The sequence below is a fragment of the Paenibacillus sp. V4I5 genome (genome assembly GCF_030817255.1).
GTDB lineage: Bacteria > Bacillota > Bacilli > Paenibacillales > NBRC-103111 > Paenibacillus_E.
In genome coordinates this window covers 2,519,450-2,534,362 of the sequence record NZ_JAUSZB010000002.1, presented here as the reverse complement: position 1 = coordinate 2,534,362, position 14,913 = coordinate 2,519,450, and the positions used below count along the sequence as shown (strand labels likewise).

Sequence of the window (14,913 nt, the reverse complement as noted above, 5' to 3'; positions counted from 1 at the left end):
GTTACGATTTATATATGATAATGATAATCATTATCAAAAATTAGATCCTGGTTAAACATTGAACATCCATGGATGAAGGAGGTTGTACAAGAATGATCACGGAGCAAGTGGCTTTCAAAGAGGGTATCAAGGATTCCGTTAAGGATTGCATTGGCGGCACACCGTTAGTTCGATTGAGCCGGTTATTCCCGCAGCAGGACATTGAGGTTATCGCCAAGCTGGAGTACATGAACCCGGGGGGAAGCATGAAGGATCGCCCAGCTCGTTTCATTATTGAGCAAGGCTTTCGGGATGGATACATACATGAACATACGCATTTGATTGAAAGCACTTCCGGAAATTTAGGTGTTGCGCTCGCAATGATGGGGCTCATTTACGGCATAAAGGTCACCTGTGTGGTAGACCCCAAAATCGCTCAGACCAATTTACATATTTTACGGCAGATGGGCGCTCACGTCGATATGGTGGAAGAGCGAGACGACCAGGGAGGTTACTTGCAAACGAGAATAAAGCGGGTACAAGAGCTGCTGCAGACAACAACGAACGGATTCTGGATCAATCAATATGCCAATGAAAACAACTGGAAAGCGCACTTTCATGGGGCGGGCAGCGAGATTGCTGAGCATCTCGACCATGTGGACCTGTTTATCGCTGGAGTCAGTACGTCCGGCAGCATCATGGGCACGAGCAGGAGGCTGAGGCAGAAGTTCCCACAAATGAAGGTGATCGCGGTCGATGCGCTTGGTTCCATTATTTTCGGTTCGCCAGCTGCTCATCGAGAACTCCCTGGTATTGGCGCAAGTCGTGTGCCTGAAATTCTGAATCGGGCGGAGATTGATGGCGTGATACACGCCAGTGACCGAGAGTCTGTTCAGGGATGCAGAGAGCTGCTGCGGATGGAAGGCATTTTTGCGGGAGGTTCGTCAGGTTCTGTCATTGCTGCGATTCACAAGCTAATCCCTACGCTCAAACCGTCGGACGCAAGGCCTATTCGTATCGTTACGCTCCTGCCGGATCGCGGAGAACGGTATCTGGATACGGTGTATAACGACGAATGGTCAGCCAAGCTTGCACGATAAAAACAGAGAGGCGGAAGGTAAAGATGAAAACAGAGCAGCTTATGGAACAAATAGAAGAGGGGGGCATTCAAGAGCCGGAGATCTTGTTTTTAAATAAAGCGTCGATTGCACAGGTGGGCGGCAATCATTCGGACCTTTATGTAGAGGGGATTACGGAGGCGCTGACCCTGCATGCGCAGGGTCAATTCGTACAACCGCTCAAACCATATTTGCGGGTGGATGCGGAGAAGGGACATATTGCCGATCGGATCATTGCCATGCCTGCTCATGTTGGCGGCGAAACGGCGGTTTCGGGGATTAAATGGATTGGCAGCAAGCACGATAATCCGGCAAAGCGCGGATTGGAACGGGCCAGCGGGCTTCTTATCCTCAATGATCCGGAAAGCAATTATCCCGTTGCGGTTTTGGAAGCAGGGTTGATCAGCAGCATGAGGACGGCGGCGGTAACCGTTATCGCGGCGAAGCATTTGGCAAGAAAACAGTTTACTCAGGTAGCCTGCTTAGGCTGCGGAATTATCGCCAAGACACAGATGCGGTCGATGCTTGAACAGTTCCCCCGTATCGAAACGATTTACTTATTCGATCTGAATAAGCAGTCCGCCGCAGCATTACAAGAAGAATTAAACCGAAGCTTCCCTGCTGTGAATATCATTCTGACTGAGACCGCCGAGCGGGCAGTACGGCAGGGTGAGGTCGTGGTCACTTGCACGGTAACGGATCAACCCTATATTCCTTTTGAGTGGCTGCAAAAGGGGACTTTTGTCAGCAATATCTCGATCATGGATGTGCATAAAGACGTTTTCCTTAAAGCGGATAAAGTGATTGTTGATGACTGGGAGCAGTCCAACCGCGAGAAGAAAGTGATCAATCAGCTGGTGCTTGAAGGAAAGTTTTCCCGTGAACGGCTGCATGCCGAATTAGGGGAGATTGTGATCGGCCGGAAGCCCGGCAGGGAATCCGACGATGAAATTATTATACTTAACCCGATGGGGATGGCGATTGAAGATATTGCTTGCGCGAAAGTTATCTATGACAAGGCGCGCTCTGAGCGTGTCGGAGTAAGGCTTCCTCTATATTGAGAGAAAGCGGGGAGGAATCAACATGGTACAAGGCGGATTTATGATACAGCAGCAACGTTCCCTCGAGATTAATGTGGCTGAACAAGCTGCGGTTGAAAGACTGCTGAACACTTTTTTACGGGAGTGCGGCATTTTCGATCCAAGGATAACGGATTTACCTATGGTGTTCGACGATAAATGGAAAGGAACTCCATTCAAAATTGAACTCAAGCATGTCGACAAAACGATTTATGGTGAATTGAGCTATTGGTCGCTGTTTGGGCACCATGGATTTGGAAGTGACTTTTATGCCGAATGGTTACTTACAAAATTGGTTAAACCGATTTCGAATAGGGATGTCATCGAGTGGATCCTGGATGAGATCGCAAGCATACATGAGTCATCCGATACGGCGCAGAAGCATTCTCAATTGCACAAAGAGATTCATAATAGTATCGATAAGACGGTCCGGTATGCCGATTCTTTCAGGGACCGAAAATCAAATGGAGCAAACGGTTATCTCTATATCCAGACAGAGCAATCGTTGATTTGGGGGCACCCTTTTCATCCAACACCCAAAAGTTCGGAAGGCTTCTCACCCGATGATCTGTCAGCGTTCCCGCCGGAAATGGGTTCAGCCTTTCAGCTTCATTATTTCGCAGTGAGTCCGGACAGTATCGCACAACAGTACCTTGAAGAAGAGTTCGCAGAGCCGGTTGCGGAAAGTGTGATTCTGCAATCCAAAGGCAAACTGGGAGCGAACCAGACGGATTATGCATTGATCCCTTGCCACCCTTGGCAGGCACAATATTGTCTGCAGCAATCGCGGGTCGGAGAACTGCTTCAGACGGGCAAGCTGGTCTATTTGGGACCTCTTGGCGATCCGGTTTACCCTACCTCTTCGGTGAGAACGGTTTGGGATCCTGAGCACCATTATTTTTATAAACTGCCGCTCAATGTAAGGATCACGAATTTTATTCGCGTCAACACGCTTGAACAGATCGAGCGGACATTGGCCGCAAGCAGGCTAATTCGCAGCCTGCAAAATGAGATCGAAAACGAATCCTTTACCATTTTGCTGGAAAAAGGCTTTAGAACCGTTTCAGTGAAACATGCTTCAGGGGCTAAGGATGAACAATTACTAGCAAGCTTTGCGGTTTTGTTTCGCGACAATCCTCCGGAATTTCAGGATGATAACCCACCGCACGTTCTTGCGTCATTGCTCGAAGTGCAGCCTGATGAGACTGAGCCCCTGTTATTCAGGTTGATGCGCAGCCAGTACGGTAATGAAGTGCCGGATTTGAAACCATGGTTCCGCGCTTATGCTGAGATTACTGTGAAACCCATTTTGCGATTATTCAGTGAGAAAGGGGTTAGCTTGGAAGCGCATGTCCAAAATTGTCTGCTTCGTATACATCGGGGCATGCCGTTCACTTGTTATGTGCGCGATCTTGAGGGAGTAAGCGTCTCCTGCTCGCATGCGCAGCAACGGGGATGGATTCCTACGATCGTCCAACCTGAAAGTCCTTTACTCTACTCGACAGACGAAGCATGGTCCAGATTGCAATATTATTTCTTCGTCAATCACATCGGACACCTAGTCAGTACGCTGGCGAGATACGGTTCGATAGAAGAGATGCAATTATGGGGCATTGTGACAGACGTTTTATTGACAATGCAGACAAACGAGCCTTCCTATCTGAATGCATGTATTGAAGATTTGCTAAGCCGCCCAACTTTACCTGCCAAAGCGAATTTAATCAGTCGTTTTCTTGAGCGAGGCGAAACGCCGATATATGTAGAAATTCCCAATCCAATGTCCATGAGGTGAATAATGAGTATTTTCATGATTGAAAAGAAACATAAAGAACTATGGGAGCAGTGGGATCAAATCATTCGTTCCCAGGCGTATATAGATGTCCGCAGACGAATTTTCCGGCAATTGATAGAATCGCTAATATATGAAGGAATTGTGCAGCCCGACATGCAGCATCTAGAAAGTGGTTTCGTAGCTTTTACCATTAACGGAACCGGAAATGACGGATCCATTGTCAAGTACATGTGTCAAGGAAAGCGAAAGGTGAGCTTCGAACGAATACGGTTAAATGCCCAGCCTGTCCAGCGCGTGACCTCGCAGCATGAGCACGAGGCCGTATCGTTAGCGACTTTTCTAGTTGAAATATTTCAGAACACCGATGTCGATACCGGACGGTTATCGCAATTCATCGATGAAATCCAACAAACGTTGTTGAAAGATACATTAGCGCATTATTACCGATCCCCTCAAACCTTGGAAGGCAAGGAGAGAAGCTATGACCTGTTGGAATCCAATCTGATCGACGGGCATCCTTATCATCCCTGCTATAAATCGAGAATCGGTTTTGATTTAACGGATCATATGGCGTATGGCCCGGAATTTAAACCTTCGATTCGCCTTGTATGGGTTGCTGTTGCTAAAGAGAGAATCAATTGCCTGGTAACCAGCAGAAAAGAGTATGCTGCATTTATCAAACAGCAGCTGGGTGATTCCTTGTATGGTGAATTTCAAACGAATTTGCGGAACAGAGGGAAGAACCCTGACCAGTATACCTATTTGCCTGTTCATCCATGGCAGTGGGAAAACGTGATCTCGACTGAATTTAATCAGCATTGTTGGGAAGATGAAGTGATTTGGCTTGGAGAAGGGCAGGAAGATTACCGGCCGCAGCAGTCAATTCGTACACTGGCCAATGCATCGCTTCCAACAAAACCCTATGTAAAGCTGCCGCTAAGCATAACTAATACATCCACAGGGCGAATTCTGGCTGCTCATACGATATTGAATGCGCCGATTATATCCGATTGGCTGTCGCAATTACTGGATCAAGACCTGTTCCTGAAAGAAAAGTGCAGCCTCATTCTGCTGAAGGAAATCGCAGGCGCAGCTTATCGTTCGGCGGATGTTTCCGAGCTGCTGCAATCCAAAGTATATGGGGTGCTTGGGACCATTTGGCGGGAAAGTATTCATACATATTTGAAGCCGAAGGAAGAGGCAGTGCCGTTTAATGCAGTTACGCATGTGGAAGTGAACGGTCGTCCCTTTATAGACCGTTGGGTGAAGGAGCATGGAATTGAGCGGTGGATGGAACGTTATATTGAAGTTTCGGTGGTTCCGCTTATTCACATGCTCTACGCTCATGGAATCGCTTTGGAGTCTCATGCCCAAAACATGATTCTAGTCCATGAAAACGGCTTCCCGACACGGCTTGCGCTGAAAGATTTCCACGATGGGATACGCTTCTCCAGAGAGCACCTTGCGGATCCGCAGCAATATCCGGCGCTCACGCCTGTTCCTTCCCATCATCCGAAAATTAACCGCAATTCGTTCATTGAAACGGATCGCCCTGATGTGGTCAGAGACTTTGTTCACGACGCGTTCTTTTTTATTAACTTGGCTGAGGCCGCACTTTTTATGGAAGAGCACTATCAGGTTCCGGAAACGGTATTCTGGTCGAAAGTAGCTCATACGATAAGGCAATATCAAGAGCAGCACCCGCAGCTTCAGCAGCGGTTCGAACTTTTTGATTTGTTTGCGGAAACGATTCAGGTCGAACAGTTAACGAAAAGAAGATTGTTTGGCGATTCCGAATTTCGCGTACATGACGTTCAAAACCCTCTGAATACTTTTGGAACTTTGCCAAAGCGGAGAGACTTTGAGCTACGCTCAAAGATCCCTATATTAGGAGTTAACGATGGAAAAAGTAGTTGATTTGATTCGGGAGGTTAAGCAATCCCAAGAACAGCCTTTTTGTGCATACATTTACGATCTAGATGCTTTGAAGGAGCACGCTTCAGCAGTCGTGCGCCCACTGCCGGAAAATGTCCGGTTGTTTTACGCCATGAAGGCGAACTCGGAACGCCGAATTTTGCAGCAGTTAAAAGATGTCGTTCACGGCTTTGAAACCGCATCGATAGGTGAAATCATGAAGGCTAGAGAAGCGGATCCGCATATTCCCGTTATATTCGGCGGACCGGGCAAAACGGATGACGAACTAAGGGGAGCCATTGAACATAACGTCAAGTTGATTCATATCGAGAGTATCCATGAACTGCGGCGATTGGAATGGATCGCTGGAACGATGGAACGGCAAGTTTCCGTGCTTTTGCGGATGAATATAAATGGCCCTTTGCCTTCGGCTACCTTACAGATGGCCGGAACCCCAACGCAATTTGGTATACATGAAAGCGAAATAGAGTCTGTGCTGTTGCAAGCTGCCTCTTGTGCGCATGTGAATATAGAAGGATTTCACCTGCACTGCATCTCTAATCAACTGGATGCGGAGAAGCATGTCGAGTTGATGGATGTTTATTTCACGAAAGTGAAGGAATGGGAACAAGCCTACCGGCTTCAAGTTTCCTATATCAATGTAGGCGGTGGCATTGGGGTCAATTATTCGAACCTGCAAGCACAATTTCAATGGGATACCTTTGTGAATGGATTGAAGCAATGTATCGATCGGCATCAGTTTCACAATAAGACGATTTTATTTGAATGCGGCCGATATATCGCTGCTTCCTGCGGATATTATGCGGTCGAAGTGCTGGATATCAAAGAGAATCATGGAAAAACTTTCGTTATCGTTCGAGGCGGCACGCACCATTTCCGTCTACCCGTGTCTTGGCAGCACAGTCATCCTTTTCAAGTAGTTCCTATCGAGAATTGGAAATATCCGTTTAAACGAAAAGAACTGACAGATGATAGCGTTACGATTGTCGGGCAGCTTTGCACCCCAAAAGACGTATTAGCCAAAGATGTGCGTTTAGACAGATTAAGAATCGGCGACGTGATTGTATTTGTATACGCCGGGGCATACGGTTGGTCGATTTCGCATCACGATTTTTTGAGCCATCCGCATCCGGAACACATCTATGTAAGCCAAACGACGCCTATCCCTGTTGGAAGGTAGGTTGATGTCATCATGCTCGGAGCTTCACGACAAATAGGAATAGACTTGATGAATGCGATATTAGCGGAAAATGTGTTTGGCATTCTGGAAAAGATGGAAATCATGAGAACGGCTCCTTTTACGATATCCGTATTTGATCATTTGGATCGGGGAGACGTATGTTTTATCAAAATTCCATTGGAATCGGAGCATCATTATATTGTATTTCCTGCCGTTTCTACTTGCCTCCTTCCCTACCAATTAGGTTCGTGGGAAGTGATTGAGGTTGATCGGGATAACAACGGAAACACACAAACAAGGCATCTTGATCCACCAACGTTAATGTGGTTGCTCAGCTCGCTCGCTGCCGAAAAAAAGGGGATCTCCTATCCAAATTTGGAGCCGTTTATCGCGGATCTTCAGCTGGCTGAGGAACAAACTAGTTTGTCTATGGAAGCGTATCGAAACTATGTGTCGAATCGCCGGCCAGCTCTGTCCCGTTTCATTGATGCGGAGCAGTGGTCATCATTCCGTGACCGCCCCTTTCACCCTACGTCAAGAATAAAAAGAGGCTGGGATGCGGAGGAATACCGTACGTATGGCGCAGAATTTCATCAAACGCTCACCATGAAGTGGGTGGCGGTAAGGCGGGATTATGTGTTAAGCGGACAGACCGTTCCTGAGCAATCGCCAGATGGTTATCTGCTATCGCCAAATGAGCAAGAACAGATAACGGGGGCAATGGAACGATGCGGAATTTCCAGAAATGACTACGTCGCTTTCCCGGTACATCCATGGCAAATGAAATCCGTATTATTACGAGAGTTTGGTCAGGAGTTCAGCAATCAAATATGTGTGCCCTTACCTGTACAAATCGGTGACTACGTGCCGACATCCTCGGTACGCTCCCTTGCTCCTATGCATGGCGGCGAAGATCACTTGAAGCTTCCGTTAGGTATTGTTTCGCTTGGTGCGGTGCGGTATTTACCGGCTTTGTACATGATTAACGGAGAGAAGGCCCAACGTTTATTGGAGGAAGCAAAGCGTTCGGATCCTCATCTTGCAGAACGCCTGCACCTGTGTGATGAGACGAAATGGTGGGCTTATCATCCGCATGAAGCTGACTTCTTCGATGATCGCCCGCGCCATCTTTCCTGTTTGATCCGAAATTATCCGCAAACGTTCATGGCGGATGATTCGGTACAATGTTTACCGATGTCCGCTTTTGCAGTCGTTGATCCCGAGAGAACGTTTCATATCTTGGATGATTTATTGGTGAATCAAGGGGATGTCGAGAAAGATCAAATCGTCACTTTCTTTAAACAGGTATGCGATCGTTTTTTCTGTGTTGTATTACGTCTCCTGCGCTGCGGCATATTACCGGAAATTCACGGGCAAAATGTCATGCTCGTTATCAAGCACGGTCGAATTGAAGGCTTATTATTGCGTGATTTGGATACAACCAGACTTTATCTTCCTTGGGTAACCCAGGCTGGGCTTCAAGATCCTGGCTATATCGTCAATGCCAACCGCGCAAATTCGTTATACAACAGCACACCTGAGGAGTTGTTATTTTACTTACAGTCTCTTGGTATACAGGTAAATCTGTGTTCGATTATGGATGCATGTTCTCAGCGATATCGCATTTCCGAATGGGATTTATGGGATGTGTTGAAAGAAAGTTTAGAATTTCATGTAAAGGGAGCGGGCTTTACTGAGCCGCAGCGCATCTTGATCGAGGATATCCTTTTTCACAGGGAAACTTGGCCTTACAAATTGTGCATAACCCCTTTGCTCGAACAGCAGGGTGGTGCGGTCGGCAGTATGCCGTCAGGCAAAGGCACATTGACCAATCCGTTCCTGATCGTTGGAGAGCTGATGCGATGATGGACGAAAACCGGTGGAAGCTCAATTTTCGCATGCTCTGGAGCGGGCATTTTCTCTCTGTGGTAAGCCTGACCATGATTGTGCCTTTATTGCCTTTTTATATGAAGGATTTAGGGGTTTCGGAAACATCCGATAATTTGTTCTGGAGCGGCCTTGCGCTCTCCGCACCGGCAGTTTCCTATATGGTTGCAGCGCCGTTGTGGGGAAGGTTAGGGGACCGATGGGGAAGAAAGCGGATGGTTGTCCGGGCTCTGATCGGTTTATCGGGCGCATTAATTCTAATGGGGTTCGTTCAAACCCCCCTTCAATTATTAATCGTTCGTCTGTTTCAAGGAGCGTTTGGCGGAGTCGTCGACGCAGGTGCAGCTTTTGTAGGTTCTCAAGCGCCGGAAGCCGTTCGCGGCAAAGTATTCGGCAAGCTGGAGGGTGCCGTCGCCGCCGGCTCGTTGGCCGGACCGCTCATTGGCGGATTGCTCGTCGGCATGTTAGGGTTTCAAGCGGTATTGTTGACGATGGGAGGCTTGCTGATCCTTTTGTCCCTTCTAATTATGGCATTCCTTCGTGAGGATCGCGGACATCGTGTTCAGCATGCAACCGGATATAGCGGCCGTAACTTGCTTCAATCCTTAACAGACTTACTGGTTCACCGTAAAATCAGATCTTTCCTGTTTGTAGGCTTGTGCGCAAATGTGGGTGTGTATGGACTCGTTATCGTATTTGCCCAGTTTCTGGAAGGAATTGTTCTTCCGGAGAATGCCGCCGCGTGGGTTGGTGTGAGTCAAGCGCTAACATGGGGCGCAGGCTGGTTAAGTTCTTCTTGGTGGGGCAGGCGAAATGACGGATATCCTGTGGAAAAGAACTTCTTCTGGGCATCGCTTGGCTGCGGTGTTTCGATTATGCTCCAGCCGTTATGCAATCAGATCGAATGGATCTTAGTTCTGCGATTGGTTCAAGGATTTTGCTTCAGCGCATTAATCCAGTCTGTCTTTTTCGTAGTTTCAAGAGCATCTTTGGAGGAAAATCGCGGATTTCGAATGGGTCTGACAAGCAGTGTGTTAGTTGTTGGACAAATATCGGGAGGAATGAGTGCAGCTTGGTTAGGCAGATTTGCGAATCTGGAGATGACGATGGCCGGTTTTGGATTTGTTTTTATTATTGCTGCAATGGTTATTCGGAGTCATAGAGACATTCCGCCGATCTCCGCACGCAGCCCTGTAAATGGAAAAATAGTAAAGGAGTAAGTATGGAACGGATCGTGAAACACATTCACCAATTGAAAGATTATCATCCGCAGCTTCCGGTTTGCGCATTCTTATACGATCTCGAGCGCTTACAAGAGCATGTGCGCAAATGGAAGAGCCAATTGCCTCCCCCTTATCGTTTTTATTATGCGATCAAAGCCAATTCAGAGGCAGCCATTTTGAAAGCATTAGCGCCGATTGTTGACGGATTTGAAGTTGCCTCTATAGGAGAGGTTTGCAAAGTAAGAGCTGTAGATAAGGATATTCCTATTATTTTCGGCGGTCCGGGTAAAACTGATGGAGAACTCGAAGGGGCTATTGATCAGGAAGTAAGTTTGATTCATGTTGAAAGTTTCCATGAAGTAGAACGGCTCGCATGGATTGCTTTGAGACGCCAAACCAAGGTGGATATCTTATTACGAGTAAATCTAAAGGGGCCTTTACCCGTCGGGACACTGCAGATGGCGGGAGTGCCTACGCAATTCGGAGTTGATGAAAGCCAAATAGACGAGGCTTTCGAGTTTATCCGAAAATTCCCCCAGCTCAGGTTAAAAGGTTTTCATTTGCATTCTTTATCCAATAACCTTGATGACTGTAAGCACGCGGAATTGATCGCGTATTATCTTGACCGATTTCAATTCTGGAAACGAAAATACAGGTTGAATGTGACCATTTTAAATGTGGGCGGGGGCATTGGCGTTAATTATGAACGAATAGATAAACAGTTCTTAGCCACCTCTTTTACTTCGCAATTGGTGCAGCAACTAAACGGCATAGCGGCAGACATACCGACTTCCATTCTGTTCGAGTGCGGCCGGTATTCCGTCGCCTCCTGCGGATATTACGCTGTTGAAGTATTGGATATCAGGGAGAAAGAGGGAACTACATTTGTTGTAATTGCAGGCGGGTTGCATCATTTTCTGCTCCCTGGGGCTTGGAAGCACAATCATCCGTTTGAAGTTTTGTCGATCGATCGTTGGTCGTATCCATTTCCGCGGGGAGGGACTCAGAATTCCCCTGTCACGATTGTCGGCAGGATGAACAGCCACAAGGACGTCTTGGCGCGTGACGTGTTCGTTCCAAATGTACGCATAGGGGATGTCATCGTCTTTACTTATGCAGGGGCATACGGGTGGTCGATTTCCGCTCATGATTTTAGCAGTCTTAAGCATCCGGATCATATATTTATCGAGTAAATGTCCATGCTTACGTAGAAAGCTTTCCTACGGAAAGCTCTAAGGAGGGCCACTATGCTTCGAACTAATCGTCTGAAACAAAAATTGCGGGAAGGAAAGGAAGTATTCGGGCTGTTCTGTTCCATCCCTTCGCCAGTTGTGGTAGAAATGATCGGTTTAGCCGGTTATGATTTCGTCATTATTGACACAGAACACGTACTGATCAATCCCGAGACTATAGAGCATATGATTCGTGCGGCGGAAGCTGTTGATCTGACCGCTTTGGTCAGAGTACCGGAGGCTGATGCCGGAGCGATTCTTCGTGCTTTGGACGGCGGTGCTTACGGTATCGTCGTTCCGCATATTGAAAGTATAGAACAGGCAGAATTTATTGTGAAAGCGAGCCGTTATTTCCCGCAAGGGGAACGGAGTTTAAACGGCGGACGCCCAGGTGCGTTCGGTAAAAACAGTCTTCTCGCGTATATGAGTAGAGCCAATGATGAAATCATGGTGATCCCGATGATAGAAAGCAAACAAGGCGTTGAACGGATTGAGGAAATTGTAAGTGTCGAAGGTATAGATATGATTATGGTAGGTACGGCCGATCTTTCGCAATCGTACGGAGTACCCTGGCAAACACAACATGAAGTTGTGAGAAAAGCAGTGCGAACCGTCTGTTCCTCAGCGGTTAAGAAGGACATCCCATTTTGTGCAATTCCCCGAAAACTTGACGAAATGGATGAGTGGCGAGAATCGGATGTTAAAGCTTATGTGCTCGGTGACGAGAGAGGCATTGCTTTTCGGGCGCTTCAAGACCACTTAAACAAATATGTGAAGGAAATGAAAATTAAGATTATTTGACATCTTAATTGATAACGATTATCATAATCAATGAGAGTTTTATCTTATTTGATCAGGAGATTGTGAATATGCTCCCCTTTGATTCAATCGTTTTGCATAATAGCCATAACATCGTCTTCGGAAGCGGCAGTAATCCTGAATCCGGTTCCTGTTTGGAGGATGAGATCGAGTTTGTTCACCTCATGGAGGATTTTGGGGATTTCATGAAATCACCTGCCCCGAAGGTGACCGGTTCGTTATTTGCCAAAAGGTACTGCTCGTTAATTGCCGGCGCTGTCCATACATATATGCATCACCAATACGGCCTCGACCTGTCGTTGCCAAACGTAAGGGTTGTCGTTGGAGAGGAAGGGATTCATTATCGGATTGTAGATTCCGGTGAATTTCAACAGCTTCAACAACTGCAAACACGTGAACAGAGAAGAGAACTCTACTTCCGGCATTTGTTTTCGGACAACGTATGCCGTGTCTTTGAACGGACAGAGAGGTACACTGGCATACAGGAATCCAATTTATGGGCAACGTTATCGTACAATCTCACATACTGGAAAGAGGAATGGATTCATCAAGCTCAGTCACTGTGGTTAAGAGAACGAATTGAAGAAGATTACCGCTTTATGATGGAAGAAGCGAATCACCTGTGGTTCCGAGAGAAAACGGTAAATCCGCTTATACACAGTTTTCGTCAAGTTATAGTTCCTTGTTATAACGATCGGCATATTTTGCTGCGTGAAAAGTGTTGTTTGAATTACTGTCTGCCAGGCGGAGACCGCTACTGCTACACATGTCCGCTAATTACTGATGAGCGGCGCATCGAGAAGTACTTAGCCGTACATGATATCGGGTGACAAGAACATTACCCCATTACAATCCGCTTAAATTGCGGTTTTTTTTATCTCATTCCCGACAAGGCCATGATAAATTCATAGGAATTCTTCTCAATGGACCAGTCGCTCAACGGGGATCTGTGAGGTCTCCGAGAAAACCGGTATTCCGATTACGACCATCCGCCACTGGGAAAAAGCCGGGCTGCTCCGAATTCCACGAAGGGAGGGGAATTGGTACCGGTTTTTCGACCATCTATTGTACAACGAGCTGGATACTGCAGATATTTCGATATGTAACGAAGAAATAGGCTGGTCCGAAATGGATCATCCTATTTTCTTTGTTAGAGTCCCGAATGTGATCCACATAAGGCAATGGCTTCATTAAGTAAATCGAGAAGATCTGGGTCCGTAGTCGTATTCCTTCCAACTTGTTCGAGGACGATAGCCTGCTCAATAAATACAAGATATTTCCATACATCCATAACGTCACCGACATAGAGGAGGTTTTGGCTCATCGTCGGTAAATGTCTTAAAAAAACTTGTAACAGCTTCCATTATATTTGTTAAAATCTCACCTCTTATAAATGATTTATATTATTCAGAATAGTAGATTGTGTTTGGTAATAGCGGAATTATCTTGGCAACATGTTCACTTTATCCATCTCTAAATTAACGGTCGCGCACATCGTGCTTAGCGCTGCGCCGTCGCTGCCGTAACTTAAACAATCCCCGGGTACTGGAAACGCAGGCCCGGGGATTGTTATAGATGAGATTGCTGGCCAAGTTCCCTAACTACATAAATGTTCATCCCCAGACGAATACTAGAAAAATCATTTTGCAGATCGGGAGTGGCATCAAGATGCTTTATATTATCAATCTGGCTGTTTTTGTCGTTTGGATGATAGCGCTTCTTCGGAAAAAGAAACTTTCCTGGCATACGCTTCTCGCTTCCTACTCGATCGCCGTATTTTGCGCAGATATGCTCGAGGTATCTTTAAATCTGCTGCTTAATCTGTACAAATTTCCAACCCATTTGGCGAAAAATCCGGTGGACGAAAATGAGCTGGGCATTATTTTTGCCGATACGTTGATACTGCCTGTCGCTTTCATAATATTTGTTTACTTCGCGAGAAAAAGCAACCGCCCTTGGGCGATCTCTCTCTTATTTGCAGCTCTGTTTATACTCCTGGAGTGGATTTACCTGGAAACCGGGTATATGAAATACATTCACTGGAACTTGGCTTATTCCGCCGCATTTTATGTGGTCGGCTTCCGCGTCGGAGCCTACCTGGCACCGCGTCTTGCCACCTACGATCCGCCCTTACCTTATAGGGTTCGACTGCTCTGCTTTTCTCACACGATCATCATGTGGATAGGCGCCCTTTTTGCAGAGCCGCTTCTTAAGATGTATCAATACAGACCGGGAGTGTTTGCGGACCGTATGGCCGATTGCCGGTTTACCGATCTTGTTTCAGGTGATGTTCTGACATGGTTATGCGTGCTTTTCATTCCAATGTTTCCACGCCGGCTAAAATATGTTGTTTTCGCGGCCATCGCGTGTTTGGGAATCTCATTCGCGTACTACTCTCATTATAAAGGGTGGCTCATCTACCATCGTTGGAACCATGTTTTAATGGCTTTGCGGTATGTCGTGCCAGTTTTCCTCGTATTGCTGTACGACCGTTGGGAGTTATCCTACGAACAAAAAAGGCGGCAAAAAGGCAACACATAAGGATGTCCAATATGAAGCTTTGAAGAATCTTCAGAGTTGACCCTTCGTGAAACCGAGCCTACAAGGACAGATTCTAACAATGGATATGATCATCATGGGAAATGATTCAGAAGTTTGAGAATCAGGAA

General features: G+C 46.7%; 13 protein-coding genes. 12 read left to right on the top strand and 1 reads right to left on the bottom strand.

The window, feature by feature from the left end; translation table 11 throughout:
• The first annotated feature begins 92 nt into the window (after positions 1-92).
• From sbnA to QFZ78_RS38565, 11 genes are all read left to right on the top strand, one after another.
• Positions 93-1,079: a 2,3-diaminopropionate biosynthesis protein SbnA gene (gene sbnA / locus QFZ78_RS13395; protein ID WP_307548144.1), complete on the top strand. Its 987-nt coding sequence runs from the start codon at positions 93-95 to the stop codon at positions 1,077-1,079.
• 23 nt (positions 1,080-1,102) lie between these two features.
• Entirely contained in the window at positions 1,103-2,158 is a 1,056-nt protein-coding gene (gene sbnB, locus QFZ78_RS13390; RefSeq protein WP_307548143.1) for a 2,3-diaminopropionate biosynthesis protein SbnB, read from the top strand.
• Positions 2,159-2,180: 22 nt separating this feature from the next.
• The gene (locus QFZ78_RS13385; protein WP_307548142.1) at positions 2,181-3,968 is read left to right on the top strand and encodes an IucA/IucC family protein; all 1,788 of its coding nucleotides are present in this window, start codon (positions 2,181-2,183) and stop codon (positions 3,966-3,968) included.
• Positions 3,969-3,971: 3 nt separating this feature from the next.
• Positions 3,972-5,885: an IucA/IucC family protein gene (locus QFZ78_RS13380; protein WP_307548141.1), complete on the top strand. Its 1,914-nt coding sequence runs from the start codon at positions 3,972-3,974 to the stop codon at positions 5,883-5,885.
• Positions 5,869-7,083, top strand: a complete 1,215-nt coding sequence (locus tag QFZ78_RS13375; protein ID WP_307548140.1) for a type III PLP-dependent enzyme — start codon at positions 5,869-5,871, stop codon at positions 7,081-7,083. The genes QFZ78_RS13380 and QFZ78_RS13375 overlap by 17 nt, the downstream gene beginning before the upstream one ends.
• A gap of 48 nt (positions 7,084-7,131) precedes the next feature.
• A complete protein-coding gene (locus tag QFZ78_RS13370) occupies positions 7,132-8,949 on the top strand; it encodes an IucA/IucC family protein (protein WP_307548139.1) in 1,818 nt (605 codons plus the stop codon).
• Positions 8,946-10,190 (top strand): MFS transporter, encoded by a 1,245-nt coding sequence (locus QFZ78_RS13365; RefSeq protein WP_307548138.1) that lies wholly within the window; start codon positions 8,946-8,948, stop codon positions 10,188-10,190. Before QFZ78_RS13370 ends, QFZ78_RS13365 begins: the two co-directional genes overlap by 4 nt.
• A gap of 2 nt (positions 10,191-10,192) precedes the next feature.
• Positions 10,193-11,386, top strand: coding sequence for a type III PLP-dependent enzyme (locus tag QFZ78_RS13360; RefSeq protein WP_307548137.1), 1,194 nt, complete (start codon positions 10,193-10,195; stop codon positions 11,384-11,386).
• Positions 11,387-11,440: 54 nt separating this feature from the next.
• The gene (locus tag QFZ78_RS13355) at positions 11,441-12,226 is read left to right on the top strand and encodes an HpcH/HpaI aldolase family protein (RefSeq protein WP_307548136.1); all 786 of its coding nucleotides are present in this window, start codon (positions 11,441-11,443) and stop codon (positions 12,224-12,226) included.
• A 68-nt stretch (positions 12,227-12,294) separates the two neighbouring features.
• Positions 12,295-13,074 carry an IucA/IucC family C-terminal-domain containing protein gene (locus QFZ78_RS13350; RefSeq protein WP_307548135.1) on the top strand — a complete coding sequence of 260 codons (780 nt, stop codon included), beginning with the start codon at positions 12,295-12,297 and terminating at the stop codon, positions 13,072-13,074.
• Between the two features lie 73 nt (positions 13,075-13,147).
• Positions 13,148-13,438 (top strand): MerR family transcriptional regulator, encoded by a 291-nt coding sequence (locus QFZ78_RS38565; RefSeq protein WP_373461119.1) that lies wholly within the window; start codon positions 13,148-13,150, stop codon positions 13,436-13,438.
• On the opposite strand, the gene QFZ78_RS13345 is transcribed toward QFZ78_RS38565, so the two are convergent.
• Positions 13,395-13,568: a hypothetical protein gene (locus tag QFZ78_RS13345; protein WP_307548134.1), complete on the bottom strand. Its 174-nt coding sequence runs from the start codon at positions 13,566-13,568 to the stop codon at positions 13,395-13,397. The two genes, QFZ78_RS38565 and QFZ78_RS13345, sit on opposite strands and share 44 nt — an antisense overlap.
• A gap of 344 nt (positions 13,569-13,912) precedes the next feature.
• Here QFZ78_RS13345 and QFZ78_RS13340 point away from each other — a divergent pair, with 344 nt between their 5' ends.
• The gene (locus QFZ78_RS13340) at positions 13,913-14,785 is read left to right on the top strand and encodes a hypothetical protein (RefSeq protein WP_307548133.1); all 873 of its coding nucleotides are present in this window, start codon (positions 13,913-13,915) and stop codon (positions 14,783-14,785) included.
• Positions 14,786-14,913 lie beyond the last annotated feature (128 nt).

Bases quoted from the DNA above. Each gene is read 5' to 3' on its own strand.
- QFZ78_RS13355 (WP_307548136.1), top strand. From the start codon at position 11,441: ATGCTTCGAACTAATCGTCTGAAACAAAAATTGCGGGAAGGAAAGGAA.
- QFZ78_RS13340 (WP_307548133.1), top strand. From the start codon at position 13,913: ATGCTTTATATTATCAATCTGGCTGTTTTTGTCGTTTGGATGATAGCG.
- QFZ78_RS13365 (WP_307548138.1), top strand. From the start codon at position 8,946: ATGATGGACGAAAACCGGTGGAAGCTCAATTTTCGCATGCTCTGGAGC.
- QFZ78_RS13375 (WP_307548140.1), top strand. From the start codon at position 5,869: ATGGAAAAAGTAGTTGATTTGATTCGGGAGGTTAAGCAATCCCAAGAA.
- QFZ78_RS13360 (WP_307548137.1), top strand. From the start codon at position 10,193: ATGGAACGGATCGTGAAACACATTCACCAATTGAAAGATTATCATCCG.
- QFZ78_RS13345 (WP_307548134.1), bottom strand. From the start codon at position 13,568: ATGAGCCAAAACCTCCTCTATGTCGGTGACGTTATGGATGTATGGAAA.
- QFZ78_RS13350 (WP_307548135.1), top strand. From the start codon at position 12,295: ATGCTCCCCTTTGATTCAATCGTTTTGCATAATAGCCATAACATCGTC.
- sbnA (WP_307548144.1), top strand. From the start codon at position 93: ATGATCACGGAGCAAGTGGCTTTCAAAGAGGGTATCAAGGATTCCGTT.
- sbnB (WP_307548143.1), top strand. From the start codon at position 1,103: ATGAAAACAGAGCAGCTTATGGAACAAATAGAAGAGGGGGGCATTCAA.
- QFZ78_RS13380 (WP_307548141.1), top strand. From the start codon at position 3,972: ATGAGTATTTTCATGATTGAAAAGAAACATAAAGAACTATGGGAGCAG.
- QFZ78_RS13370 (WP_307548139.1), top strand. From the start codon at position 7,132: ATGAATGCGATATTAGCGGAAAATGTGTTTGGCATTCTGGAAAAGATG.
- QFZ78_RS13385 (WP_307548142.1), top strand. From the start codon at position 2,181: ATGGTACAAGGCGGATTTATGATACAGCAGCAACGTTCCCTCGAGATT.